General features: G+C 39.1%; 21 protein-coding genes. 2 read left to right on the forward strand and 19 right to left on the reverse strand.

What is annotated here, in order from left to right:
- Positions 1–130: 130 nt before the first annotated feature.
- Both ACTO1Y_RS06050 and ACTO1Y_RS06055 read right to left on the reverse strand, forming a co-directional pair.
- Positions 131–1,411, reverse strand: coding sequence for a glycoside hydrolase family 125 protein (locus ACTO1Y_RS06050; RefSeq protein WP_441348662.1), 1,281 nt, complete (start codon positions 1,409–1,411; stop codon positions 131–133).
- Positions 1,412–1,538: 127 nt separating this feature from the next.
- Positions 1,539–2,933 carry a hypothetical protein gene (locus ACTO1Y_RS06055; protein ID WP_441348663.1) on the reverse strand — a complete coding sequence of 465 codons (1,395 nt, stop codon included), beginning with the start codon at positions 2,931–2,933 and terminating at the stop codon, positions 1,539–1,541.
- A gap of 147 nt (positions 2,934–3,080) precedes the next feature.
- Between ACTO1Y_RS06055 and ACTO1Y_RS06060 the strand changes: the two genes are divergently transcribed.
- Both ACTO1Y_RS06060 and ACTO1Y_RS06065 read left to right on the forward strand, forming a co-directional pair.
- Positions 3,081–5,168, forward strand: coding sequence for a GH92 family glycosyl hydrolase (locus ACTO1Y_RS06060; RefSeq protein ID WP_441348664.1), 2,088 nt, complete (start codon positions 3,081–3,083; stop codon positions 5,166–5,168).
- Positions 5,169–5,592: 424 nt separating this feature from the next.
- The gene (locus tag ACTO1Y_RS06065) at positions 5,593–7,041 is read left to right on the forward strand and encodes an APC family permease (protein ID WP_441348665.1); all 1,449 of its coding nucleotides are present in this window, start codon (positions 5,593–5,595) and stop codon (positions 7,039–7,041) included.
- A gap of 116 nt (positions 7,042–7,157) precedes the next feature.
- Here the strand turns inward: ACTO1Y_RS06065 and polA are convergent, their stop codons facing one another.
- From polA to hpf, 17 genes are all read right to left on the reverse strand, one after another.
- Positions 7,158–9,791: a DNA polymerase I gene (gene polA, locus ACTO1Y_RS06070; RefSeq protein ID WP_235083616.1), complete on the reverse strand. Its 2,634-nt coding sequence runs from the start codon at positions 9,789–9,791 to the stop codon at positions 7,158–7,160.
- 64 nt (positions 9,792–9,855) lie between these two features.
- Complete coding sequence (locus ACTO1Y_RS06075; RefSeq protein WP_441348666.1) at positions 9,856–10,977, reverse strand: SH3 domain-containing protein; 1,122 nt, start codon at positions 10,975–10,977, stop codon at positions 9,856–9,858.
- 94 nt (positions 10,978–11,071) lie between these two features.
- Positions 11,072–11,338 (reverse strand): Veg family protein, encoded by a 267-nt coding sequence (locus tag ACTO1Y_RS06080; protein ID WP_006154753.1) that lies wholly within the window; start codon positions 11,336–11,338, stop codon positions 11,072–11,074.
- Entirely contained in the window at positions 11,335–12,693 is a 1,359-nt protein-coding gene (gene dnaB / locus ACTO1Y_RS06085) for a replicative DNA helicase (RefSeq protein WP_441348667.1), read from the reverse strand. Before dnaB ends, ACTO1Y_RS06080 begins: the two co-directional genes overlap by 4 nt.
- Positions 12,694–12,735: 42 nt before the next feature.
- Positions 12,736–13,188 carry a 50S ribosomal protein L9 gene (rplI, locus tag ACTO1Y_RS06090; protein WP_441348668.1) on the reverse strand — a complete coding sequence of 151 codons (453 nt, stop codon included), beginning with the start codon at positions 13,186–13,188 and terminating at the stop codon, positions 12,736–12,738.
- On the reverse strand, positions 13,185–15,158 hold the full coding sequence (locus ACTO1Y_RS06095; RefSeq protein WP_441348669.1) for a DHH family phosphoesterase: 1,974 nt from the start codon (positions 15,156–15,158) through the stop codon (positions 13,185–13,187). The genes rplI and ACTO1Y_RS06095 overlap by 4 nt, the downstream gene beginning before the upstream one ends.
- 180 nt (positions 15,159–15,338) lie before the next feature.
- Positions 15,339–16,277 (reverse strand): DUF561 domain-containing protein, encoded by a 939-nt coding sequence (locus ACTO1Y_RS06100; RefSeq protein ID WP_441348670.1) that lies wholly within the window; start codon positions 16,275–16,277, stop codon positions 15,339–15,341.
- A 111-nt stretch (positions 16,278–16,388) separates the two neighbouring features.
- The gene (locus ACTO1Y_RS06105; RefSeq protein ID WP_006150515.1) at positions 16,389–17,303 is read right to left on the reverse strand and encodes an MBL fold metallo-hydrolase; all 915 of its coding nucleotides are present in this window, start codon (positions 17,301–17,303) and stop codon (positions 16,389–16,391) included.
- Between the two features lie 4 nt (positions 17,304–17,307).
- Positions 17,308–18,420: an acyl-CoA dehydrogenase gene (locus tag ACTO1Y_RS06110; protein WP_441348671.1), complete on the reverse strand. Its 1,113-nt coding sequence runs from the start codon at positions 18,418–18,420 to the stop codon at positions 17,308–17,310.
- A gap of 16 nt (positions 18,421–18,436) precedes the next feature.
- Positions 18,437–19,345 (reverse strand): LysR family transcriptional regulator, encoded by a 909-nt coding sequence (locus tag ACTO1Y_RS06115; RefSeq protein ID WP_269797867.1) that lies wholly within the window; start codon positions 19,343–19,345, stop codon positions 18,437–18,439.
- A 124-nt stretch (positions 19,346–19,469) separates the two neighbouring features.
- Positions 19,470–20,120 carry a 3-oxoacid CoA-transferase subunit B gene (locus ACTO1Y_RS06120; RefSeq protein ID WP_006150518.1) on the reverse strand — a complete coding sequence of 217 codons (651 nt, stop codon included), beginning with the start codon at positions 20,118–20,120 and terminating at the stop codon, positions 19,470–19,472.
- A gap of 1 nt (position 20,121) precedes the next feature.
- Positions 20,122–20,847 (reverse strand): CoA transferase subunit A, encoded by a 726-nt coding sequence (locus ACTO1Y_RS06125; RefSeq protein ID WP_441348672.1) that lies wholly within the window; start codon positions 20,845–20,847, stop codon positions 20,122–20,124.
- A 16-nt stretch (positions 20,848–20,863) separates the two neighbouring features.
- A complete protein-coding gene (locus tag ACTO1Y_RS06130; protein ID WP_269797869.1) occupies positions 20,864–21,643 on the reverse strand; it encodes an enoyl-CoA hydratase/isomerase family protein in 780 nt (259 codons plus the stop codon).
- A gap of 277 nt (positions 21,644–21,920) precedes the next feature.
- Positions 21,921–23,099, reverse strand: coding sequence for an acetyl-CoA C-acetyltransferase (locus ACTO1Y_RS06135; RefSeq protein ID WP_441348673.1), 1,179 nt, complete (start codon positions 23,097–23,099; stop codon positions 21,921–21,923).
- A gap of 18 nt (positions 23,100–23,117) precedes the next feature.
- Positions 23,118–23,966, reverse strand: coding sequence for a 3-hydroxybutyryl-CoA dehydrogenase (locus ACTO1Y_RS06140; RefSeq protein WP_006150532.1), 849 nt, complete (start codon positions 23,964–23,966; stop codon positions 23,118–23,120).
- Positions 23,967–24,069: 103 nt separating this feature from the next.
- A complete protein-coding gene (gene fadE / locus ACTO1Y_RS06145) occupies positions 24,070–25,278 on the reverse strand; it encodes an acyl-CoA dehydrogenase FadE (RefSeq protein WP_441348674.1) in 1,209 nt (402 codons plus the stop codon).
- Between the two features lie 216 nt (positions 25,279–25,494).
- Positions 25,495–26,043 (reverse strand): ribosome hibernation-promoting factor, HPF/YfiA family, encoded by a 549-nt coding sequence (gene hpf / locus ACTO1Y_RS06150; RefSeq protein ID WP_006150510.1) that lies wholly within the window; start codon positions 26,041–26,043, stop codon positions 25,495–25,497.
- Between the last annotated feature and the right edge of the window lie 56 nt (positions 26,044–26,099).

Consider the following 26,099-nt stretch of genomic DNA (forward strand, 5'->3'; position numbering starts at 1 on the left):
AGCAAACTAGGAAGCTAGCTGCAGGTTGCTCAAAGCACTGCTTTGAGGTTGTAGATAGAACTGACGAAGTCAGTAACATATATACGGCAAGGCGAAGCTGACGTGGTTTAAATTTGATTTTCGAAGAGTATTAGCGAATATCCAAGTAATCCAAGACTAATTCGCAGAACATCATGTTGGCCCATGAGAACCATTCGCGTGAGTAGAGTGTCGGATCGTCTACGTGGAAGCTTTCGTGCATCACACCTGTTCCACCATCACAGGCAACCAACTGATCTAGCAAGAATTTCTTCTCTGCCTTATCCGTTGTTGTCAATCCTTGGATAGAAAGGGCAATCGGCCAGATATAGCGGTAGAAGGTATGAGAACTTCCAAGTCCACTTGCGTACTCTCCTTGGTAGAAGTATGGATTTTCAGGGCTCAGGATAGTGCGACGAGTAGCTTGATACACTCCATCGTTAACATCACAGTACCCCAGATATGGAGCAGCCAACAAACTTGGTACGTTCGGATCATCCATGATGCTAGCATTTCCTAGACCGTCTACCTCAAAGGCATAGATCTTCTCGCCCTTACTATTTGTAGTGTAGGCGTAATTTTCGATTCCTTCTTGAATCTCAGCTTGGAGTCGTTTGGCATCAGCAATAATGCTCTCGCTATCGGCTAGTTTCAATTCTGCAAAGATTTCTTGCACATAACCCAAGACAACCACTGCAAACATATTTGACGGAATCAAATAGCTATACTGACAGCAGTCATCACTTGGACGAAAGGCTGACCAGGTCATCCCTGTCACGGCAAAGTCAGGTCCAAAACCATCATTAACCAACGTATCTTCCTTACGGTCGGTATCACGAACGAAGCGATACGGTGAATTCTTGTGGTCTTGTTCAACTGTCCAGAGATGAAGAATTTCCTTGGTCGCTGTGACAAAAGTTTCATCAAACTGGCTAGTCTCACCAGTTTCTTTCCACAGAAGATAAGCCAACTGCAAAGGGTAGCAAAGCGAATCAACTTCATACTTGCGCTCCCAAATCCAGCCATTCAAATCGGTGTGATCAGTCTCGTGATGGCCCTTCCAGTTCTCCTCAATATTGAAAGAGTTGGCATAGGGATCCTTGAGAATCAAAGTCATCTGTCGTTTGACCAAACCAGCAATGGTCTGACGCAAACGAGGGTCTCTTTTAGCCACATGAAGATAAGGTCTCAGCTGAGCAGTTGAGTCACGAAGCCACATAGCTGGGATATCTCCAGTCAGTACAAAGGTCGAGCCGTCGTCTAAGATTTCAACTGTATTGTCTAAAGTGTCTGTATAGCAACGTTCAAAAATATCTACCCATTCCGGATGATCTTTAGCACGCTCCGCTACCTCATCTAGCCACTCTCTGACAATTTCTTTTGAATAAACCATAAACTGTTTTGCCTCTTTCAAACAAATTTTCATTTTCAGTATAAGAAAAAATAGGTCCAAAAGATATACACAAACTAAAGTCGTTTTGAAACAAACTTATGAAAAAAAGTTGGGAAAGCCCAACTTTTTATTCACTTTTCTTATTGTCTTTTTTATTATCGAATTCTTTATATCCGTTCGTCAACAATTCTGATTTCAAACCTTCATAGTCTTCAGTTCCCCAACTGTCAGACACTTTCGAAGCCGTATTGAGATCCAAGTTTCCGTCCTTCAATAGGAAGGCATCATAACCGAAGTATTTGTAGCGGACAGTTGTTGAGTTTGAAAATCCAGAGCTTGTCTTTGTGACTTTGTAGACAGTGATTAAGGAGATTTTCGCACTTGAATTTTTGTCTTCGCCAGGAATCACTTTCAAGTAGCTTCCTTGTGACTCTAAAGTATACGTAGTATATGAATCATTCTTGTGTTCTGACTTGCTGTAGTCTTCATTCTTCTTCAACAAATCAGCAAAGTTCTTCACATCTTTCAAGTCTTTAAGTCCTTCGACAGTCACTTCGACAGTCTTAGAATCTACCATTTTACCAGATGATTTCAAAGAATTAATATAAGCATCATTCACTTTCAAAGTAACTTTATCGCCGTTTTTCAAATTCTTTGGACGTTCACCATTTTCAAAATCGAAGTAAGTTTCATTCTTAGAATTTTTAGCGATTGAAACAGTACCATAGCCGTTAAGTCCAGCGAATGTTACAGGTGTTTCAGTCAACAAATCAGAAGCTGAAACTTTTTCATATTCTTTAAGATTTTCAACTTTGAAGGTTTTCTTTTCAGCCTTAACCGGTGCACTCTTTGAAGTAGTCACAACGCTGAAAGTAACCTCATCTCCATTTTTTAGGTCACTTGTTTTATCAAAGCTAAATTGGACACTTCTAATCAAAGCATCTGCCTTGCTATATTTTGACGCTAGTTTTGGATCTCTGGTAACTTCTGAAAAAGTAACTGGATCTTTTTGTGCCAGTCCTTCTGCTTGTCTGGCACTAAATCCAGCTTTTTTATAAGCTATTTCTTGAAGCTTAGCTGTAACTTCATCACTATTGTAAGTCAATGTTCCAGACTCATCGTATCCTGAAAATTGTACTTGAACAACATCTAACAAGCTCTTTGGTTGAGAATCATATACCTTGAAACCAACAAGCGCAACAATTAGTACAGCAACTGCTGCAAGAACACCAATAACAGCAATTTTTCTCTTTTGGAATAAATCTTTTGCTTTTTCCACAAGTTCATTTACATCAAAACCTTTAGTAGCTGTAGGTGTAGCAACTGCTTCTTTAGATGACTCCTCTGTCGCAGGCTTTGGAGTTCCCGTAGAAGATGGTGCTTCTTCTTTCTCAACTGTAGGTTCTGCTGTCTCTGAAGAAGGTGTTTTTTCTTTCACATCCTCTTCTGTTGCTTCCACAGATTGCAACTCCTCTTTTTCTACTAACTCTTCATTAGTAGAGTGTTCATCAATATTACTCATAATAATCTCCTTTCTTACCCTCATTCTAGCAAAAAAGATTATATTTGTAAATTTTAAATATATATATTTATACATTCTTTTACTTCTATATGCTTTTTTTATTTTTGTGTTATACTGAATACAAAACTTCTACAGAAGGAAATCACTATGAAACCTATACTTGAAACCATTGATACGCGTTTTGGAACAGCCAGTAAACATGCATTTTCACGAGGAAACACCCTACCATACACTGGGGTTCCTTTTGGCATGAATTACTTTGTCCCCCAAACCAGTGATCAAGAAGGGGCATGGTTTTTTGATCCCCATCTTCCTATCTTTCAGGGTATTCGACTAACCCACCAACCTAGCCCTTGGATTGAGGATTACTCCTGGCTCTTACTGACACCAGTAACAGGAGAAATCAGCGGCGACTCGCTCTTCCATCGTCAGTCTTCCTATAATCCTGAGCGTGCTATTTTCAATCCTCATTATCTCAGAATTTTTTCTGAGCGTTATCAGATTGAAACTCAGTTAAGTCCCACTTGCTATGGAGCTTCTATTCAACTAAGACAGATACAAGGAAAAAAACTTTCCCTCTATCTTCACGCGGCGGATAAACTAACAGTCGAACAAGTCGATAAGCGAACTCTTGCCCTGAGACAAACAGGCGAAACCGAAACCAATAAAAGTCCTCTCGTCATGTTTACTGCTCTCGCATTCTCTACGGATATTCTATCTATCAATCAAGAGGGACAGGACTGGCGAATTGACTTGGCTGGAGCAGAAGCTCAGGTTCAACTAGCAACTTCCTTTATTTCTAAAGAACAGACCCTCTTTAATCTTCCTAAACAGGATTTTGAAGAAACGAAAACAAACGCTAAAGTGAGTTGGGAAGACCTCCTAGGTCGCTTTGATGTTGTGGAAACTGGGCCAGTAGACAGAACATTTTTTGACCACTGCCTCTACAGACTTTTCCTTTTCCCGCAAACCTTTTATGAGGTAAATGAGCAAGGCGAAAACATCCATATGGATCTAGCTGCAGGAACTATCAAGCCTGGTCTACTCTATACCAACAATGGCTTTTGGGATACCTTCCGTACTTCATTCCCACTCTTTGCCTTGATTATTCCAGAGCGCTATCGTCAGTTTCTAGAAGGCTTCCTCAATAGCTATCGTGATACTGGATATCTGCCTAAGTGGCTTGCCCCTGACGAAAGGGGAATGATGCCTGGAACCCTGATTGATGGTCTTATTGCAGATAGTGCTTGTAAAGACATGGCACCTGATCTTGAAGAAGAATTTCTCAAAGCTATGCTTGAAACTGCGACCAAGGCAGATCCAAAATCTATCAACGGGCGACACGGTCTGGCACAATACCAAGAGTTAGGCTATCTATCAACAGACTATCACGAAAGTGTCAGTCATACACTGGACTATGCCTACAGTGATTTTTGCATCTCTACTTGTGCAGCAAAATTAGAGCAAGAAGATCTAGCAAAAACCTATGCTCACTATTCTAAAAACTATCAGAATCTATTTGATCCTGAAACAGGATATATGAGGGCGCGTGATGTAGATGGTAACTTCCGTCCTGACTTTTCTCCTTATAGTTGGGGACGGGACTACGCCGAATGCTCAGCTATTCAAGCCAGTCTCGGTGTTTTACATGATATTTCTGGCCTTAGTCAACTTATGGGTGGAAAAGAAGCCTTTAGCAACTATCTTTTGAAAACTTGCCAAAGTCTCCCACTCTTTGAAACGACGGGTTATGGATATGAAATTCACGAGATGAGCGAAATGGCAACAGCGCCATTTGGTCAACTAGCCATTTCAAACCAACCAAGTTTCCACATCCCTTATCTTTTTCGATATAGTAATTATTCTCAATATACCAGTCTCCTAATCAAGACCCTTCGTCAAAAAGCCTTTCGATCTGGCTGGGATGCTTATCCAGGAGATGAGGATAACGGTAGTCTATCAGCTTGGTATGTCTGGTCTGCTCTTGGACTTTACCCGACCTGCCCAGGAAAAGCAAACTATGACCTTGGAATTCCACTCTTTGACCACCTTCGTGTCTATCTGGCAGAAAAAGAACAGTGGTTGGATATTCGTACTCAGCAAAATCATGAACACTTCCACTTTGTCCAAGACTGTCATCTTGACGGACAAGAAGTTCAGAGTATTGATCACCAAGATTTGCTAAACGCCCAATCTATCGACTTTACACTCAGCTGGTTACCAAACCATCAATAAACTAAGCCCCTTTGTCACGCGCAAAGGGGTTTCCTATTCATACAAAGTTATCCACAAGTTGTGAATAACCTTCAAACTTTCTTCGGAAAATATTTTCAAGATTTTCCAAAATATCTTTCCAATTCCATTCTCTATGATTTAGAATAAAAAATAGCCAACAAACTTTGCTACATCAAGCATTATACTGGTTTTTTATCTGATGTTACTCCTCAATTTCTTCTATTTCTCCCGAACCAAAACTATTAAAATATTTCGAATCTGTAGGTATTGATTTTTCCACAAATTGTGGATAAGTTTTTCTCAACTAAGCAACCCTAGTGCCTATCTGTTAGCTGGTTTTTACAATTTTTATAGTAAATTTCAAATTTTGTTAGGCGCTTTCAAAAAAACATGATATACTGAAATTATCAGAAAAGGAGACATTATGAAAAAAGATCAACACCAACTTAATTGGCTGATGGTTTCTCTGATTGCCTTCAACATGGTTTGGGGGCTAGGAAACGTCGTCAACAACTATTCTCAACAGGGAATTTCTGTCGTCGTATCTTGGGTTTTAATCCTCGCACTCTACTTTATCCCTTATTCTCTCATCGTTGGACAACTAGGTTCTACCTTCAAGGAGAGCGGAAGCGGTGTTAGTGACTGGGTTGAAAAAACATCAACCAAACGTCTCGCCTACTTTGCTGCTTGGACTTACTGGGTTGTTCACATTCCTTACCTCGCACAAAAACCACAAGGGATCCTGATTCCACTTGGATGGGCCTTACAAGGTAACGGACAATTTCTTAAACAAATTGACTTCCACTGGATTGTTATTCTCAGCTTACTAATCTTTGGACTTTTCCTCTACCTTTCTACAAAGGGATTGGCAACTCTAAAAGTCATCGGTAGCTTGGCAGGAAGTGCTATGTTGGTTATGTCTTTACTCTTCGTGCTTTTGGCTGTCGGTCTGCCTTTCATCAAGCCAGATATTCAGTTTGCGACACCACACATGGATCAACTAAGCACCTACATTCCAAACTTTGATTTTTCTTATTTTACAACGATTTCACTACTAGTCTTTGCAGTTGGTGGTTGTGAAAAAATTTCCCCTTATGTGAATCAGACTCGCAATCCTGCAAAAGAATTTCCAAAAGGTATGATTGTCATGGCCATCATGGTCGGTCTCTCTGCTATCCTCGGTTCTGTTGCCATGGGAATGCTATTTGATGGCAATAATATCCCTGAAGACCTCATGCGTAATGGTGCTTATCAAGCCTTCCAAATGTTAGGAAATTATTGGGGCGTTGGAAACCTCTTTGTCGTAATCTATGCTCTTACAAACATGGTCGGACAAATCGCAGCACTTGCCTTCTCTATTGACGCACCATTACAAATCCTACTCAATAACGCTGACGAAAACTACATCCCAAGCTGGCTTCGTAAACGTACTGAAAAAGGTGTCCTCATTAACGGTTACCTCCTTACAGGCGTCCTCGTTAGCCTTATCATCATCCTTCCAATTTTTGGTATTCAGGAAATTGACGGACTTGTAAAATGGATGACCAACCTCAATTCTATCGTGATGCCGATGCGTTATCTCTGGGTATTCCTTGCCTACATGATGCTCAACCGTGCTTGGAAAACATACAAAAATGCCGAATACAAGTTTGTGAACAATCCTAAGCTTGGCTTTGTTATCGGTACTTGGTGCTTCCTCTTTACTGCCTTTGCTTGTATCCTTGGTATGGTTCCAAAAATTAACTATGCTGAGAATCCAACTGCTTGGCAATTCTCTCTACTTACAAATATCTTAACACCAATTATTCTGATTGGTTTGGGTGTTATTCTACCAATACTTGCTAAAAGAGAACAAAAGAAAGACATTAAATAATGCTACTACCAGCTAGATAACATCACTTTTATCTTTGCTTGCAAAATTTTCTCAACAAAAATCCCCTTGAACAATACTATTCAAAGGGGATTTCTTTTTGTCTGCTAATTCATTTTTTACTTGGCTTCATACCAAGTCACGCCTTCATTCTCATCAGCAATCAATGGAACACTCAGTTGAATTGCTTCTTCCATGGTTTGTTTGACGAGTTTTTTGATAGCAGCTAATTCTGACTTAGGCACTTCAAGAACAATTTCATCGTGTACTTGTAACAGCATCTTAGTCTGATAACCACCTGCTACCAAGGCTTTATCTAACTGAATCATAGCGATTTTGAGAATATCTGCAGCCGAACCCTGGATAGGTGAATTGATCGCTGTACGTTCCGCAAAACCACGAATGTTAAAGTTACGCGAATTGATATCTGGTAACTCACGGCGACGTTTGAAGAGGGTCTCTACATAACCCTTATCACGTGCCTCACGTACCACTTCATCCATGTAGTTTTTGATACCTGGGAAGCGTTCAAAGTAGGTATCAATGTAAGCCTTAGCCTCTTTACGGCTGATGCCCAGATTATTCGATAAACCAAAATCTGAAATTCCGTAGACCACTCCAAAGTTAACAGCCTTGGCATTACGACGATCATTTGGAGTCACATCCTCAGGGCGTTCAATTCCAAAAACCCGCATAGCTGTTGAGGTATGGATGTCAGCCCCCTCTTGAAAGGCCTTGATTAAGTGCTCATCTTTAGAGATATGGGCTAAAACTCGCAACTCAATCTGTGAATAGTCCGAACTGAGAAGGACACTATCTTCCCACTCTGGTACAAAAGCCTTACGAATGAGGCGACCTTGTTCCAACCGAACAGGAATATTTTGCAAGTTTGGATCGACACTAGACAAACGCCCTGTCTGAGTCAAATCCTGTACATAGCGCGTGTGAATCTTGCCATCAGCTAAAATCCAGTCCTGTAAACCAATCACATAAGTAGATTGAATCTTAGCAATCTGACGGTAATCAAGAATTTTCTTGACAATTGGTGCAATAGGAGCTAGACGCTCCAAGACATCTACTGCTGTCGAGTAACCGGTCTTGGTTTTCTTAGTATATTCTAGAGGAAGACCTAACTTTTCAAAGAGTAGTTCTCCTAATTGCTTGGGTGAATTGATATTAAACTCTTCACCAGCCAGCTCATAAATTTCTTGCGTCAGTTTTTCAATGACCCGCTCATTTTCAGCTTGCATCTCCATTAAGGTTTCTTTTTTAACCTTAATCCCAGCGATTTCCATCTTAGCAAGGACAAAGGCCAGAGGTTGCTCCATGTCATAGAGGAGGTCTAGTTGCCCGTTTTCACTTAATTTCTCAAGTAAGACAGGCTCCGTCTCAACCAATACAGCAACCTTACGAGCCAAGTGTTCCAAGAATTTCTCTCGCTCTGGGATAGCTTTTTTGACACCTTTACCGTAGAAGGTTTCATCATCGACTAGGTAAGTTTGGCCATAAAGACTAGCAATGGTTGAAATTTCATTGTTCTCTACTGTCGATAGAAGATATTTGGCTAAACGACTGTCAAAAGCAGGGGCCTGCAAAGTCAAACTAAAACGATTTAAGAGAACTTTTGCTTTCTTAAAATCATACACTTTTAGAGGTGTTTTTTCTAGAAAATCTTTAAAAATCGGATTCTGCAGCAGTTCCAACTTATCTGTAGCGTAGAGCTGATCCCCACATGACCATGCAAAACCAATCAATTCATCTGTATGGTAGTTTTCCCCAAAGAGCTCAAAGTGAAAAATGGAGTCGGCGCTAAGCATATCTTCGCTCACTTTATCAACCATAGTAAAGTTCAATGCTTCAGTTTGATTGGTCTGAGAAGCATTCAAGGCCTGTTTCAGTTGTTTGAAGCCCATCTCATCGTAGAATTTACCAAGGTTTTCCACATCTGGACCGCTATAAACCAAATCATCCAGTCCAATCTCAATCGGTGCTTTCGTATCGATAGTTGCTAGTGTTTTAGATAGGAAGGCTTGTTCCTTGTCATTGACAAGATTTTCCTTCATCTTAGAAGCCTTCATACTATCGATATTTTCATAAATCCCTTCAAGTGAGCCATGTTCAAGCAAAAGCTTAATACCTGTCTTTTCACCAATCTTAGTTACGCCAGGGATATTATCCGACTTATCTCCCATGAGAGCCTTAAGATCGATAAATTGAGTTGGTGTGATGCCCATCTTTTCCATGAGATAATCCGGTGTAAATGCCTCAAACTCAGCTACACCTTTCTTGGAAATCTCAACCACCGTATGTTCATCCGTTAACTGAATTAAATCCTTGTCTCCACTGACGATAGTTACATCAAAAGATTCCTTTTCAGCCAAGCGACCCAGGGTACCAATGATATCATCTGCTTCATACTGGGCCAACTCATAATGGCGAATCCCCAGATGGTCTAGCAACTCACGGATAAAAGGAAATTGCTCCCGAAACTCATCCGGAGTCTTGGCACGACCACCCTTATAATCTGCATACATCTCTGTACGGAAAGTCGTCTTCCCCGCATCAAAAGCAACCAAGATATGACTCGGTTGAATACGCTCCAACAGATGATTTAGCATCAGGTGAAAACCGTAGATTGCATTGGTATGAAGTCCATTGTCATTTTTAAAACGATCCAGTTGCTGATAAAGCGCAAAGAATGCTCTGAAAGCAACTGAAGAACCGTCAATTAGTAATAATTTTTTCTTGTCCATACACCCATTATAAAGGAAAGCAGGGAAAAATACCATTGCTAAGAGTTAGATTATAGGAGAAGGCTTATTGAGTTGATTTTTCTACTCGCGCACCGTTACTGTCGACTTGGAAACCATCTATTGTCGTATCTACTGCCAATTCTCCAGATGCGTTTACGTAATAATATTTCCCTGAAACCTGGAACCACTGACTAGACTTCATAGCACCTGAGCTTTCGAGGTAATACCAAATGCCCTTATCCTTTAACCATCCCGTCTGCATTTCTCCAGATGATTTCAAGTAGTACCACTTAGATCCGTCTTTTAGCCATCCTGTTCTCATGGCACCACTTGTTTGGAAATAGTACCAACTTCCGTCTATTTTTTTCCAACCAAGAGCCACTTTGTCATTTTCATAGTAGTACCAGATTGTCCCCTGTTTTTCCCATCCATTCTTAGAGGTTGCCGTTTTAATTAACGGGATATAACGTCTATTCCCACTTCGTGACATATAACTAATCCATCTATAACCATCCTTTTCAAGAGTTTGATCATAATGAACACTCATTCCAGGTTCGTAGTAGTCGATGATAGTAGATGTCAATGATGGCTGATTCATAATAGCTGCTTTTTCTGTAAAATAATGTGTTCCACTAGAGGCTAGTACAGATTGATAATTTCCTACACTAGCATTCCCTACATCTTTAAAATGAATGAATCCAGTCATAGAACTTGCTTTTACTGTCCTACGATGATACGTTTCTGTATAGTCGTAATTGTACTCCTCGATTTCAATCATGTCTCCAATCACGTTAGAAACCCAAGCTACATGACCATGCGTTCCCCTCGTGCTCCAAGCAATAGCCCCAATCGCTGGTCTCTGATCTACATGATATCCTTCTTTTTGAGCTCGATAGCCCCATTCTTTCGCATGCCCATAAGCAGCTGGTAGTTCAAATCCATTAACACTACTTAATCGAAAAGCTGCAAAAGATGTGCACTGTCTTGAGTATAGGCGCCATTTATCAATATTTTGATTTCCATTTTTATAATAATAGGGATAATCATCACCACGTGCCTTTGAGCCATTGTTTACCTGATTGGCATGAACAGTTCCTCCACCAAACAAAAAAGCACCTGCTAGCAATAATGATGCTGTACCCACCGTCGTTCTCTTTAGAAAAGTTCCCTTTTTACTATATGTCATTCATTCTCCTTCGAATAGATAAATTTTTGAGGTTAACCTCATTTATATCATTCGAAAGAAAAAGAAAAAAGTGAGAATACTCTCACTTTCAACCTTAATCCAAATAGTGAATCAAATTCTTTTCCGTTAAAATATCTGAATAGGTGAAGGATTCAACATAGACATTGGCCTGTTTGTCCCCTTCAACATTTCCAAATTCAACGATAAAGAGCGATGGATAAACTTCAATGAGTCTTCCTAAGCGATTCTTTTGGCGTTTACGACCATTTTCTAAGGTCATTTCCACTACTTGTCCTTCATGCGCCTTGATTTCCTCTTTGATTTTTTTCATCTTGGCTACATCTGTAAATGCATCTGTCATCTTTGTTCCTCTCTCTTCGAAATGCTTGAAAACTTGTTATACTCTTTTTGGAAAATCAATTCTACCGTTCCACGTGCACCGCTACGGTTTTTCTCGATAATAACTTCTACTTTGTTATTAGGAAGACCTTCCTCTTCTTCGCCACCACGCTCATAATAGTCGTCACGATAAAGAAAGGCTACAATATCCGCATCCTGCTCGATAGATCCAGACTCACGAATATCTGATAATACCGGTCTTTTATCTTGACGTTGTTCAACACTACGCGACAACTGACTCAGCGCGATAACGGGAACCTTCAATTCCTTGGCCAAAATCTTCAACTGACGTGAAATCTCTGACACCTCTTGTTGACGGTTTTCTCTGCCTGTTCCTGTGATTAGCTGCAGGTAGTCAATCAAGATTAATCCAAGATTGCCTGTTTCCTGAGACAATTTTCTAGCGCGTGACCGAATTTCAGTAATCCGGATTCCGGGTGTGTCATCGATATAGATGCTTGCTTTAGCAAGATTCCCTTGAGCAATGGTGTACTTACGCCATTCTTCCTCAGTCAGTTGTCCTGTACGAATTGAGTGAGACTCTACTAGCCCTTCGGCAGCCAACATACGGTCGACCAAACTCTCGGCCCCCATCTCGAGAGAGAAAATTGCAACGGTCTTGTCAAGCTTAGTTCCAATGTTTTGAGCAATATTTAAAGCAAAGGCCGTCTTACCAACAGCAGGACGAGCTGCTATAATAATCAACTCTTCCTCGTGTAAACCTGTAGTCATATGATCCAAATCTTGATAACCAGTAGCAATTCCTGTAATATCAGATGTTTGTTGTGAGCGAGTTTCCAAATTTCCAAAGTTTAGGTTTAGGATATCACGAATATTTCTAAACCCACTACGATTAGCATTTTCGCTAACATCAATCAAGCCCTTTTCTGCCTGAGCAATAATTTCATCCACAGGACTAGACGCTTCATAAGCTTGATTGACAGATTCTGTCAACTTAGCAATCAGGCGACGAAGCATAGCCTTCTCTGCTACAATCTTTGCATAGTACTCAGCGTTAGCAGAGGTCGGTACAGAGTTGATAATTTCAACAAGGTAGGATAGCCCACCAATATTTTGCAAGTCACCTTGATTGTCTAAAATCGTACGAACAGTTGTTGCATCAATAGCTTCGCCACGATCTGACAAATCAACCATGGCCTGAAAAATCAAACGGTGAGCATACTTAAAGAAGTCTCGAGAGTCAATATATTCTCGAACAAACACGAGTTTACTCTCATCGATAAATATAGCTCCCAATACTGATTGTTCTGCCAAGATATCCTGGGGCTGAACTCGTAGTTCCTCTACTTCTGCCATCAGATTTCCCTTCCTTTTACAACATAATTACTCAAATCTAGATTAGCCTTCTTTTACACGAAGATTGATGACACCAGTTACATCCTGATAAATTTTTACAGGAACATCAATCAAGCCAACCGCACGAATTGGAGATTGGACTTGAATATGGCGTTTATCAATTTTAATTCCAAATTGTTTTTGAAGCTCTTCCGCAATTTTCTTGCTAGTAATTGAACCAAAAGTTCTTCCATCTGGACCAACTTTTTCAACAAACTCAACAATTGTTTCTTCTGCTTCAAGTTTCGCCTTAATTTCTTTTGCTTCTGCAAGAAGTTGAGCATGCGCTTTTTCTTCAGATTTTTGCTTACCACGCAACTCTCCAATTGCTTGAGAAGTCGCTTCTTTAGCAAGATTTTTCTTAATCAAAAAATTTTGTGCATAACCTGTTGGAACTTCCTTGATTTCGCCTTTTTTTCCTTTTCCTTTTACATCTGCTAAAAAGATTACTTTCATTCCTCTGTCTCCTTTTCACTAAGTTCATTAGAAATAATGGTTTTCAATTTATCACCTGCTTCTTGCAGACTCATATCTGTAAGTCGAGCAGCTGCCAGGTTGAAGTGGCCTCCACCACCCAATTCTTCCATAATCCGTTGCACATTAATCTTACTACGACTTCGTGCAGAAATGGAAATATCCCCTTGGCGGTTTTTTGCAATGACAAAACTAGCTTCAATACCTGACATGGCCAGCATCGTATCGGCTGCCTTACTAATCACTACAGTATCATATTCCTTAGTATCCTTGGCCTGAGCGACAAGAATAGAAGGTTGTACAGCCTGTCCTTGTAAGATGAGTTCATTCACCAATCGATACTCTTCAAAGTCAGTCGCCGCAAGTTCCTGAATTACAACACTATCACTTCCACGTGTTCTTAGATAGCTCGCTACGTCAAATGTTCGGCTAGTCACACGAGAGGTGAAATTCTTGGTATCTAGCATCATACCGCCCATCAGAACACTTGCTTGAATACGACTCAATCGTGATTTCTTAGAGTTTTGGAATTGGATTAACTCTGTTACAAGCTCACTCGCGCTACTTGCTCCACTCTCTATATAGGTAATAACCGCATTATCTGGGAAATCTTGATCTCGTCTATGGTGGTCAATAACAATCGTTTGTGTGAACAAATCATAAAACTCTTTTGACAAGGTCAAGGCCGTCTTAGAATGGTCTACCATTACAAGCAAAGAACGATTAGTGACCATTTCCATAGCCTGATCTAGATTAAGGAGTTTTGTTACTCCCTCATTCTCTAAAAATTGAATGGCTCGATGAATATCAGGAGACATTTGTTCAGCATCATAGACTACATAACTTTCATCCAAGACATTACTAGAGAACAATTGCATCCCAACCGCAGAACCCAAAGCATCCATGTCTAAGTTTTTATGACCAACAACGAAAACATGATCAACACTCTTCAATTTTTCAGAGATTGCCGTCATCATCGCTCTTGTACGTGTTCTTGTTCGCTTAATAGAAGCTGCCGTTCCACCACCAAAATAAATTGGATTCTTCGTTTCATCATTTTCTTTGACAACAACTTGGTCTCCACCACGAACTTCTGCAAGATTGAGATTTGATAAAGCAACTTTACCAATGCCCTCATGATCGCCATCACCGTATGATAAGCCCATACTCATAGTCAATGGTAAATCTCTCTGTTTGGCTTCTTCACGAAAAGTATCAATTACAGAAAATTTATCCTGCATCAATTGTTCTAAAACCGTATAATCAGTAAACAAGTAGAAACGATCCATGGCCACTCTACGAGAGAACATTTGATGTTTTCCAGTAAATTCTGCAACAAAATTCGCAACAAAACTATTAATATGGCTGATATCAGATTCAGATGTTTCATTCTCTAAATCATCATAATTATCTACCGAAATAACACCAATAACAGGACGACTCGTCACCAATTCCACTGTGGCTTCGTATTCTCCAGAAACGTCAAAAAAGTAGAGCACCCCCGAGTTTCTATCTAAATGCACTGCATAACGCTTTTCTCCCACATTGGCATAAATTCCAGGCGAAGATATGGCTGTTTTTATAATTTCTTGAACTTGAGAATGGTCAATTTCTCCATCTTCCGTTGTCAGCATTAGCTCAGCGTAGGGATTAAACCACTCAATCTCACTACTTTCCATGTTTAGTTTGACAACTCCAACAGGCATCTGTTCTAATAGTGAACTTAAACTATCTTCCGCCTGATGGTTTACGTACTGGATTTGTTCAATTTCAGTTTTCTGATAAGATTTCTTCTGAAAATAAAATAGCAAAAGAAATGCTACCATCAAGAAAAGTAAACATACTATTGTGACTAGATTATTTTGAAGAAAAACAACCAATACGGTCATGATTATAAAGGAAATCCCAACAAATAAGTAAACAAATAAGGGATTCATTTCATTTTTTTTCATTACAAACCTCTTGCGCATTATTATACCATAAATATAGGCAAAAAGCGAACTTAAGGAAGTTTACAAGGATATTAGACAAGTGTTTTGTAAAGGTTTTTAAAGAACAAAAGAGGGCGATTAAATCGCCCTCCTATAGATATACTTTTATATTTGCCTTAAGAATCTACTCTGTTGGATAGATTATTCGCCTACTGAAATTTCAACGTGTTTAAGACGTTCTTGTGCTTCTGCCACGATTGTTTCGATGATTTCTTTACATGGTTTAATTTCTTTTACCATACCTGCAATTTGTCCACTCATCATTGAACCGTGTACAGTATCACCTTCGTAAACAGCTTTAGAAAGTGAACCGATAGTAATTTCCTCAAGCTCTTCACGGTTTGTACCTTTTTGTTCTAATTCGATGTAGTGGTCTGTCATTTCATTGCGAATACAACGAACAGGAGCTCCTGTGATACGTCCAGTAACAGCAGTTGCTGTATCATTTGCTGCAAGGACAGCTTCTTTATAAGCATCAGCAATTGGACATTCGTTTGAAGCCAAGAAGATAGTACCCATTTGTACACCTTGAGCTCCAAGTGTAAAGGCAGCAGCCAATCCACGACCGTCAGCAATACCACCCGCAGCGATAACAGGGATGTCAACTGCATCCACGATTTGTGGAATCAAAGCCATTGTGTTAGTTTCTCCGATGTGTCCACCAGCTTCTGAACCCTCAGCAACAACTGCATCAACCCCTAATTCTTGCATCTTTTGAGCATGTTTTACACTAGCAACAACTGGAATAACTTTAACACCAGCTTCTTTCAAGTATGGCATGATGTGTTTTGGAGTTCCTGCACCAGTAGTAACAACTGGAACTTTTTCTTCGATAATAACTGTTACGATATCTTTAATGTTTTTCATCATCAACATGATGTTAACACCAAAAGGTTTGTCAGTTAATTTTCTCAATTCACGAATTTCTTCGCGAAGTTGTTCACCAGTCATGCCACCAGAAGCGATGATTCCAAGACCTCCAGCTTCTGATACAGCAGCAGCTAGTTGATAGTGAGAAATTTGAGCCATAGCCCCTTGGAAAATAGGGTATTTGATTTGTAAAAGTTTAGTAATAGACATATGTTTACTCCTTTATTTTTATGTCAGCTGGTGTTTGAAATGTAGCAGGCATTATTTACCTGTACCTGACAAACAAGAGAATTTAGTCATTTGTCTCCTTATACATAACTATTATAAAAAGTCTGGTCTACGATCTTGCTGTTCAGTAAATGGAATCACTGGTGGACGTGAACGCAATACATAGTTTACAAATTCTTTTCCTTCCTTATCAAACTCTGCAACTGCAAAGAACTGATCGTGATAGAAGAAGAATTTATAGTTGTTTTCAAAGGCCTGGCGAAGCCACTTATCTTTAGCTGAAATAGATTTCATAGGGTAATCATCTACAGCTGGAACCCAAAGTGGATTGCGGTGAACGTGTGTTAGCATGAGGTCCCCCATATGGATCATTGTGTCTTCACCCTGTTTAAGCAATATGATACAATGCCCATTACTATGACCGCTAGTATGAATCATTTGAATTTCTGGAATGATATCAATCGAATCTGAGAAGGTTGTAACTTGATCTTGAATCGGTTCCCAATTCTCTTTGAGGTAAGTTCCGCGAGTACGATTATTAGGATTTCTCATCTCGTACCATTCTATATCATTAACAATAATCTTTGCATTTGGAAACTTAGAAACAAGATTGCCCTCAGAATTAACGCGTGTCAGGCCACCTGAATGGTCATGGTGCATATGTGTCATCAGTACATAATCAATCTTCTCTGGAGACAAGCCTAAAAGCTCTAAACTCTCTTCGATTTTACTTTCAGATAAAATTCCTAGATTGCGTCTTTGTTTCTCAGACAATTTTGCCGTATCGAAACTCGCATCCATCAGGTAATTCTTCCCTTTGTATTGAATCAAGATGGGATCTGTCAACTCAGACATCATATTGTCTTCATTTGTTGGATAGTATCGAGACCACACAACTTTTGGAACAGGACCAAATAATGTCCCTGCATCAGTTAATTTATCAGCTCCTCGTAGCCATGTCAATTTCATATCGTGAAATTGATACTCTTGCAACTTGAGTTCTGTCATTTTATTACTCCTTTAGCCACTGGTGTGCTATTCTTTTTCGAATTGAGTCTCCAGATTTCCCGTAACTTTCAATAGTTTTAGCATCTTTTAAATAACGATCAATCGGGCTTTTATCCTGTGCTTGTAGCGGACCTATTAATCTGATAATCTCTTCAGAAATTTCAATAGCTACTTTTGTAGTAAATAATTTAATCTGTGAAACATACAAAGAATCATCTAACATTTGATTTTTATATGAATTGAAATACGCTTCTGCTGCACATAGTTTTGTATATAAATCAGCAAATTGATGTTGATAAATCGTCGCATCAATCAACCTCTTACCAAAACCACGTTTCACCTTTAGAAAAGATAAACCTTTTTCAAAAGCTCCTTCGGAAATTCCAATAGAAACTGCGCTTAAACCTAATTGAAGCTTTCGAACAAAGTCATTTAACTGTTCTTGACCAGCTAAAGTCATCCCTAATAAACTATCCTCTGATAATTCAATATTATCAAAAGTAACTGAACTGATTGGTAAACCTTTTAGTCCTTGTTTAGGGATATCTTCTCCAAAGTAAACACCTGGGGCCTTAGTGTCTACGATAAAAAATCCAAACGACGGTTTCTTTTCATCATTTTCTACTTTGGCAAATATAAAAAGTATGTCCGTAAAACGGCAATTTGAAACAATCGATTTCTTACCTGAAAGACGCCACCCATTACTCGTTTTAGTCGCAGTTGTATTCACTAATTCTAGATTTTCGCCAAGATACCCCTCAGAAAAACCTAGACCAGCCAATATCTCTCCTTTAATTAATTTTTCAAGATATAGACTTTTTTGTTTAGAACTACCGTATCGATTAATAGGATAAATCCCATAGCAAGCCTGGGTTAATAAAACTGTCGAAAAAGCAGCAAATTCTTTTGAGATTAAACGAATAAAAGTCATGAATTCTTCGCTTAAAATCGAATCTTCATCCCTTACGATGGATGAAAATATATCAAAAGATTCAATAAACTTATCGAACAATTCTCTTGGAAATTGATTTTTATCTGTTCTATGCTCAAAAAAGCTTGCAATTAGACTGCTTATCTCTGCATTATACCTTTTAGCAAGGTTATCATTGTAGATCATTACTCTTCACCCCAAGCTAATTCTCAGACAAGGGTTGATAATACCCTTTTAACAATTCTTCATACACATAGGATTCGACCTCGTTGTAGGAATCCTTGTACGGTCTACAGAACCAAACATTAAAAGGAATCGGGTCATTAAATCGAACAGTTTGGAAGCGACTACTATCTACAAGAGTTTCAACAGATTTTGGTAAAATTGTAATCAAATCTGTTTGATAAGTAGACTCAATTAAAAAGTCCCAAGTAGATGATAAATAAGCAAATTTAGTATTTATGCGTTGTGAACGAAGTTTCTCAACCACCAAATCATAAGTCGTAAATGTTTTATTAAAGATTGCTAAATCATAATCAGCAAGATCAGACCAATCTAGCGCTTCTTTCTGTGCTAATGGATGATGTTTATCCATATAAGCAACATACTCGTCTAAATGAATAATATGTTGTTCAAATTTTTGTGCATCTAAGTTTGTTGGCTCAATTAAAAATGCTAGGTTCAAATCACCGTCACTCATTTTTTGGTGAATTTCTTTCCCTCCACCCTCTATAACTTGAATATAAATGTGAGGGTTGTTTCTCAAAAAATGCGGTAGAGCGTTTGAGAAGAACGTTCTTAATATCAAAGAAGGAATACCAAGATTAATAGTCCCTCTCTGCTTTTGTGATTCAATATGAATCATTGAAAGCATCTCTTCGTGACGATTAACAATTTCTGTGGCAAAACGATAAATCTTTCGTCCTGCCTCAGTCAAACTTTCCAATCTACCATTTTTTCGATTGAATAATTGGATTCCTTCAGCTGCTTCAAAATTTGTTACAAATTGACTTAAGGCTGACTGACTAATATGGATCTTCTTTGCTGCAATCGAAAGATTGCAACCACATTCGACTATATTAATGAAATAGTTCATTTGTATAATATCCACTTAGCTATCACCTTACTTCCATTTATTTTTACATTTAGATACCAATTGATACTACCGCCTAAAAAGACGATAGTATCGTTTACATATATAATATCATGCTCAGAAGAAAATAGCCAGCATTAGCCTAGATAGGCATTGTCTTCACATCTTCTGCAACAATAACGTCACCGGCTGTTTTTTCAAGAACTTCTTCTACAGTTACACCTGGTGCTACTTCTTTCAACAAGAATTTACCATCTTTGAATCCAAAAACAGCTAGTTCTGTAATGACAAGATCTAATACTCCTTTAGCTGATAGAGGCAATGTGCACTCTTTCAAAAGTTTAGATTCGCCACCTGTAGTATGTTGGATTGCTCCAATTACGCGTTTAGCACCTACCAAAAGGTCCATTGCTCCACCCATACCTGGTGCAAATTTTCCTGGGATAAGCCAGTTTGCAATACTTCCGTCTTGGCTTACTTCAAGAGCTCCAAGAACAGTCGCATCAACGTGACCACCACGAATAATCGCAAATGATGTTTGCAAATCAAACAAAGCAGCTCCTGGAAGGAGAGTGATTGGGGCACCACCTGAGTTTGCTAGGTTAGGATTGTAAGTATCTTTAGTTGGTGTTTCACCAAAGCGAAGGGCACCATTTTCAGCTTGAAGAATTACGTTAACACCTTCTGGGATGAAGTCTGCAGAAGCATTTGGAATACCAAATCCAAGGTTTACAACATCACCATCTTTAAATTCAAGAGCAACACGTCTTGCAATAATTTCTTTTGGTTTCATATTATTTTACCCCCGCTAATTTATTAGTCTCTGTCCAGAGTTCACCCATCATCTTGTGGTGTTCTTCTGGAGTTAAGCCTTGGACTACATAGTCAACAAGGATACCCGGAATATAAACGTCATCCGGTTTAATTTCACCAACTTCAACAATTTCATTTGTTTCAACGATAACTGTATCTGCTGCAAGAGCTAGTTGCAATGAAATGTTCTTAGTTGTACCATCAATGTACAAGTTCCCGTACTTATCTGCTTTTGTAGCTTTAATCAATGCTACATCAAGTTTTAGAGGATCATAAAGGAGGTACTCGCGACCATTGCGAACAATTTTTTCATGGTTATTTTCTAAAATAGTACCAACTCCTGTCGGTGTCAAAACTCCTCCAAGACCTGCTCCAGCAGCGTGAAGACGTTCAACAACAGTACCCATTGGAGTGAATTCTACTTCCATTTCTCCACTAAAGTATGCTTTTTGAGCAGCAGGAGATGTACCAATGTGGGCAGCAACATATTTTTTAACTTGGTGGTTTTCACAAAGGCGTCCAACACCCACTTCTTTACCTGGATGTGAAGTAACAACTGAAACCAAAGTCAAATCTTGTTGATTTTGTCTAACCAACTCTTCGATCAACTCCAAAGGTTCACCAACAGCAAGGAATCCTGAAATCCCTACGACATCACCAGGTTTTACTTTAGAAATAGCTTCTTGTAATGATAAAACAGCTTTCATACTAACACCTCAATTTTTATTTACGGTTGAACACGGCTTTACGTTTTTCGACAAAAGCACGCATTCCTTCAACTTTGTCTTCAGTAGAAAAGAGAAGAGCTTCAGCTTCTGTCTCTAAACGAATTGCATTCTTAAGAGGAAGTTCTGAACCAACTTGAATGACATGCTTAGCTTTTTCAACAGCCAACGGAGCATTTTTCATGATACTTTTAGCTAGTTCTTCAGCAGATGACAATAATTCCTCAGCTGGAACAAGTTTGTTCAATATACCTAGGTCATAGGCTTCATTTCCTTTGACGATTCTAGCAGTGTAGATCAATTCTTTTGTCTTGCTAGTACCGATCAAACGAGACATTCTTTGTGTTCCTGCGAAACCAGGAATGATACCCAAGCCAACTTCAGGGAATCCTACCATCGTCTTTTCAAAGCCAATTCTAATATCCGTTGAGAGTGCAAGCTCCAAACCGCCTCCCAAAGCATATCCATTAAGAACTGCAATAGTCGGTTGAGTAAGATCAGACAGACGGGTAAATGTATCATTGGCATATGTCATGTATTCGAAGGCTTGGATTGGAGACATTTGGTCCATTTCCTTAATATCAGCCCCTGCAACAAATGCTTTATCACCTTGGCCAGTCAAAATAACAACACGGATGTCTTCATGTTTTTCTACTTCATCCAAAACAAGATTTAAATCCGTCAAAACCTCTGAACTCAACGCGTTCAAAGCTGCTGGGCGGTTAATGGTGATATAACCGATACCATCTTTAACCTCTAATAAAACTGTATTACTCATTATTCTCCTCCTACTTTAAGTTTTTTTGAGTATAGAGTACTGCGTCAACAAATACCGATACTAATGTAAGTGCTTACATTATAATAATACCTTATTTATTAACAACGGTCCACTTAGTATTTATGCTTGGAACTATAAGTTCGTCTTATAGGAAAGCGCTTTTATTTTGATACTTTAGACTTCTAATTATTTAGAATAAAAAATATCTTACCCGAAATTCTCCGAGGAGATTTCAGGTAAGATATAATACATTTTAGTCAATCGAATAAAGTAGGAATTAACGTTCTACGATAACTGCAGTACCCATTCCTCCACCGATACAAAGTGTAGCAAGACCACGTTTTGCATCACGTTTTTCCATTTCGTGAAGAAGAGTAACTAAGATACGGCATCCTGAAGCACCGATTGGGTGTCCAAGAGCGATAGCTCCACCGTTAACGTTTACTTTTTCTGGATCAAGACCTAGTTCTTTACCAACTGCACATGCTTGAGCCGCAAATGCTTCGTTTGATTCCACCAAGTCAAGATCTGCAACTGTAAATCCACCTTTTTCAAGTGCTTTACGAGATGCATAGATTGGACCGCAACCCATAATTTTTGGATCAAGACCAGCGCTTGCGTAAGATTTGATAGTTGCCAATACTGGAACTCCCAATTCTTTAGCTTTGTCAGCACTCATAACTATAACTGCTGCAGCACCATCATTGATACCTGAGGCATTACCAGCAGTCACAGTACCATCTTTCTTGAATACTGGACGAAGTTTAGAAAGTCCTTCAAATGAAGCGTCTTTTCTTGGGAACTCATCTGTATCAAATACAATAGGCTCCCCACGACGTTGTGGAATTTCAACTGGAACGATTTCTTCTTTAAAGCGACCAGCTTCAATAGCTGCAACTGCACGTTGTTGTGATTGAACAGCAAAGTTATCTTGGTCTTCACGAGTGATTCCATATTGTTCAGCAACGTTTTCTGCTGTAATACCCATGTGGAAACCTCCGAAAGCATCTGTCAAACCGTCACGAAGCATAGAATCTACTACTTTAGAGTCTCCCATACGAGATCCCCAACGTTGGTTTTGAACAACGTAAGGAGCTTGACTCATGTTTTCTGCACCACCAGCTACAACAATATCTGCGTCTCCGCACAATACTGCTTGAGCTGCCAATTGAACTGCTTTCAAACCAGATCCACAAACTTTGTTAATAGTGAATGCTGGAGAAGTAACTGGGATACCCGCGTTAACACTCATTTGACGTGCAACGTTTTGTCCAAGGCCTGCACCAAGGACGTTACCCATGATAACTTCATCAACTTGTTCTGGTTTCAAGTTTGCTCTTTCGATAGCGCTCTTGATAACTAAACTTCCCAAATCAACAGCAGAAACATCTTTCAAGCTTCCACCGAAGGCACCTAGAGGTGTACGAACCGCTGCAACAATAACTGCTTCTTTCATTATTTGCTCCTTATAATCTTAGTATTTAAAGAATCCTTCTTTAGTCTTACGACCTAGTTTACCAGCTTCAACCATTTTCTTCAATAGTGGTGCTGGACGGTATTTAGGATCACCGAAGCCGTTATTCAATACTCCCATGATTGCCAAACATACATCCAATCCGATCAAGTCAGCAAGTGCCAATGGGCCAATTGGATGGTTTGCACCCAATTTCATAGCTTCATCAATTTCTTCTGCAGAAGCAACACCTTCACCAAGGATAAAGATAGCTTCGTTAATCATTGGGATTAACACACGGTTAACAACGAATCCATAAGAGTCTTTAACGTCAACTGCAGTTTTTCCAATTTTTTCAGTCAATTCGCGAACTGCTTTTACAACTTCATCTGAAGTTTGAAGAGCACGAATCACTTCAACTAACTTCATGACTGGTGCTGGGTTGAAGAAGTGCATACCAATTACACGTTCTTGATGAACTGTAGCCGCAGCAATATCCGTAATAGAAAGAGATGATGTGTTAGAAGCCAAAATTGTTTCAGGAGCAGTAATTTCATCCAATTGTTTAAAGATGCTGAGTTTGATATCTCTGTTTTCTGTAGCAGCTTCAATAACCAATTGAACGTTTTTAGCATCTTCGTAAGAAGTTGAAGGAATCAAGTTACCCAAGATTTTTCCTTTTTCTTCTTCTGACATACGTCCTTTTTCTACTGAACGAGCCAATTGTTTAGTGATATTATCAATCCCTCTTTGTACAAATTCTTCTTTAATGTCATTAAGGTATACTGTAAAACCAGATTGAGCGAATACTTGCGCGATTCCGCTACCCATTTGACCAGAACCAATGATCATTACTTTAGAAATACTCATTTTTTTCTCCTATTCATTTTAATATATAAAGTTTATAAAGAAAGAATCGGAACGGTCTTTCAGCAAATGCTAAGCAACCGTTCCAAATTCATTATTATACGAATTATACGAATGCACCGACACCAGTGAGTTCACGACCAACGATCAATGCGTTCACTTCGTGAGAACCTTCGTAAGTGTAGATTGCTTCAGCATCTGCAAAGAAGCGAGCTACGTCAGTTTCAAGAGTGATTCCGTTACCACCACATGTTTCACGTGCAAGGGCAACTGTTTCACGCATTACCAATGAGTTATGCAATTTAGCAAGTGCAGAGTTAAGCATCAATTCGTTACCAGCTTCTTGCATTTCTGCGATACGAGCTGAGTAAGAAAGTGCTGCTACTGCGTTAGCTTGCATTCTAGCCAATTTTTCTTGAACGATCTGGAATGAAGCAATTGGACGTTTGAATTGTTGACGGTCTTTAGCGTATTTAAGAGCTGCAACAAATGATCCACAAGTGATTGCAGTTGCAATGTGAGCAACGTCAGCACGAGTAAATGTCAAGATACGAGCTACATCGCCAAATCCGTTGATGTTTACCAAACGGTCTGAATCTGGAACTTCAACATTCTTCATAGTAATGTGACCATTACGTACGCAACGAAGAGAAACTTTGTGAGGGATTGGCTCAGCGTGGTATCCTGGAGCACCTTTACGAACGATGAAACATTTCACGCGTCCATCTTCAACGTCGCGAGCGAATACTGGAACAACGTCAGCTGTGTCTGATCCACCGATCCAACGTTTTTCACCGTTCAAGATCCATTTGTCTCCAACGCGCTCAGCTGTTGTAGCAAGACCACCAGCGATGTCAGAACCTGACAATGGCTCAGTCAAAGCGAAACATCCTTGCCAGTCAAATGCAGCCAATTTAGGAAGGAATTCTTTTTGTTGACGCTCATCACCACCAAGCAAGATTGTGTTGTAGCAAAGTCCACCATGTACTGTGAAGAATGTTGCAATAGAAGCATCGAAACGACCTAATTCAAGGTACAAGAATGCGATGTAAAGTTCTGATGGTTTGTAGTTTCCTTCTCGTCCTTCGAACAATTTAGGGTTGTTCATGATTTGTGCGCCTTTTGCTACAGCGTAAAATTGTTCGAATGGGAAATCAGGTGCTTCCCAATATTCATTAATTACAGGACGAAGGTGTTTTTCAATCAAACGACGAGTTTCTTGTAAAACTTCTGCTTCTCCCAATGTTAAACCATCTGCATAGTGGAATAGATCCTCTGGATATAATTCGCGCAAGATTTCTTCTTTAGTTGCCATCTGTGGACTCCTTTGTAATAAATTAATTTTAGAGCGCTTACATTTTTACGCTCAATATTTGTTGACATGACTATTTTAACTTAAAGCGCTTTCTTTTGTCTACTTAATTAAAGTAAATAGCCCTATAAGTTGAGTTAATACTCCAACTTATATCTTTGTAAAATCAAATAAGTGAGCTGTTTTCAACAGCCCACTTATATATTAAACGACAATATCTTATGATTCTTTTGCTTCAAGAAGGCCAATGTCTCCATCTTCACGACGGTAAATTACATTAGTTGTTTCGTCCTCAACATCGATGTAAATGAAGAAATCATGACCCAATAAATCCATTTGAAGAAGTGCTTCTTCAAGGTCCATTGGTTTTAAATCAATATGTTTTGAACGAACAACTTTAGCTTGAGCAACATCTGAATCTTCAACTAAAGCATCTGTAAATAATTGGCTAGTAGAAACTTTGTTTCTGTTCTTACGTTCAATTTTTGTTTTATTTTTACGAATTTGACGTTCAATCTTATCTGTTACCAAATCAATGGATCCATACATATCTTGAGAAACATCTTCTGCACGAAGAGTAATAGATCCAAGTGGAATTGTTACTTCTACCTTAGCAGTCTTTTCACGATACACTTTCAAATTTACACGTGCATCTAGTTCTTGATCTGCTTGGAAGTATTTTTCGATCTTTTCGAGTTTAGAAACTACATAATCACGAATTGCTTCTGTTACTTCTAGGTTTTCACCACGGATACTATATTTAATCATATAAGTACCTTCTTTCTAAACATATTTGTTTTTCTATATTTATTATAACGCTTTCA

The sequence above is a fragment of the Streptococcus sp. V728 genome (genome assembly GCF_052077995.1).
In the GTDB taxonomy this organism is placed as follows: domain Bacteria; phylum Bacillota; class Bacilli; order Lactobacillales; family Streptococcaceae; genus Streptococcus; species Streptococcus infantis_B.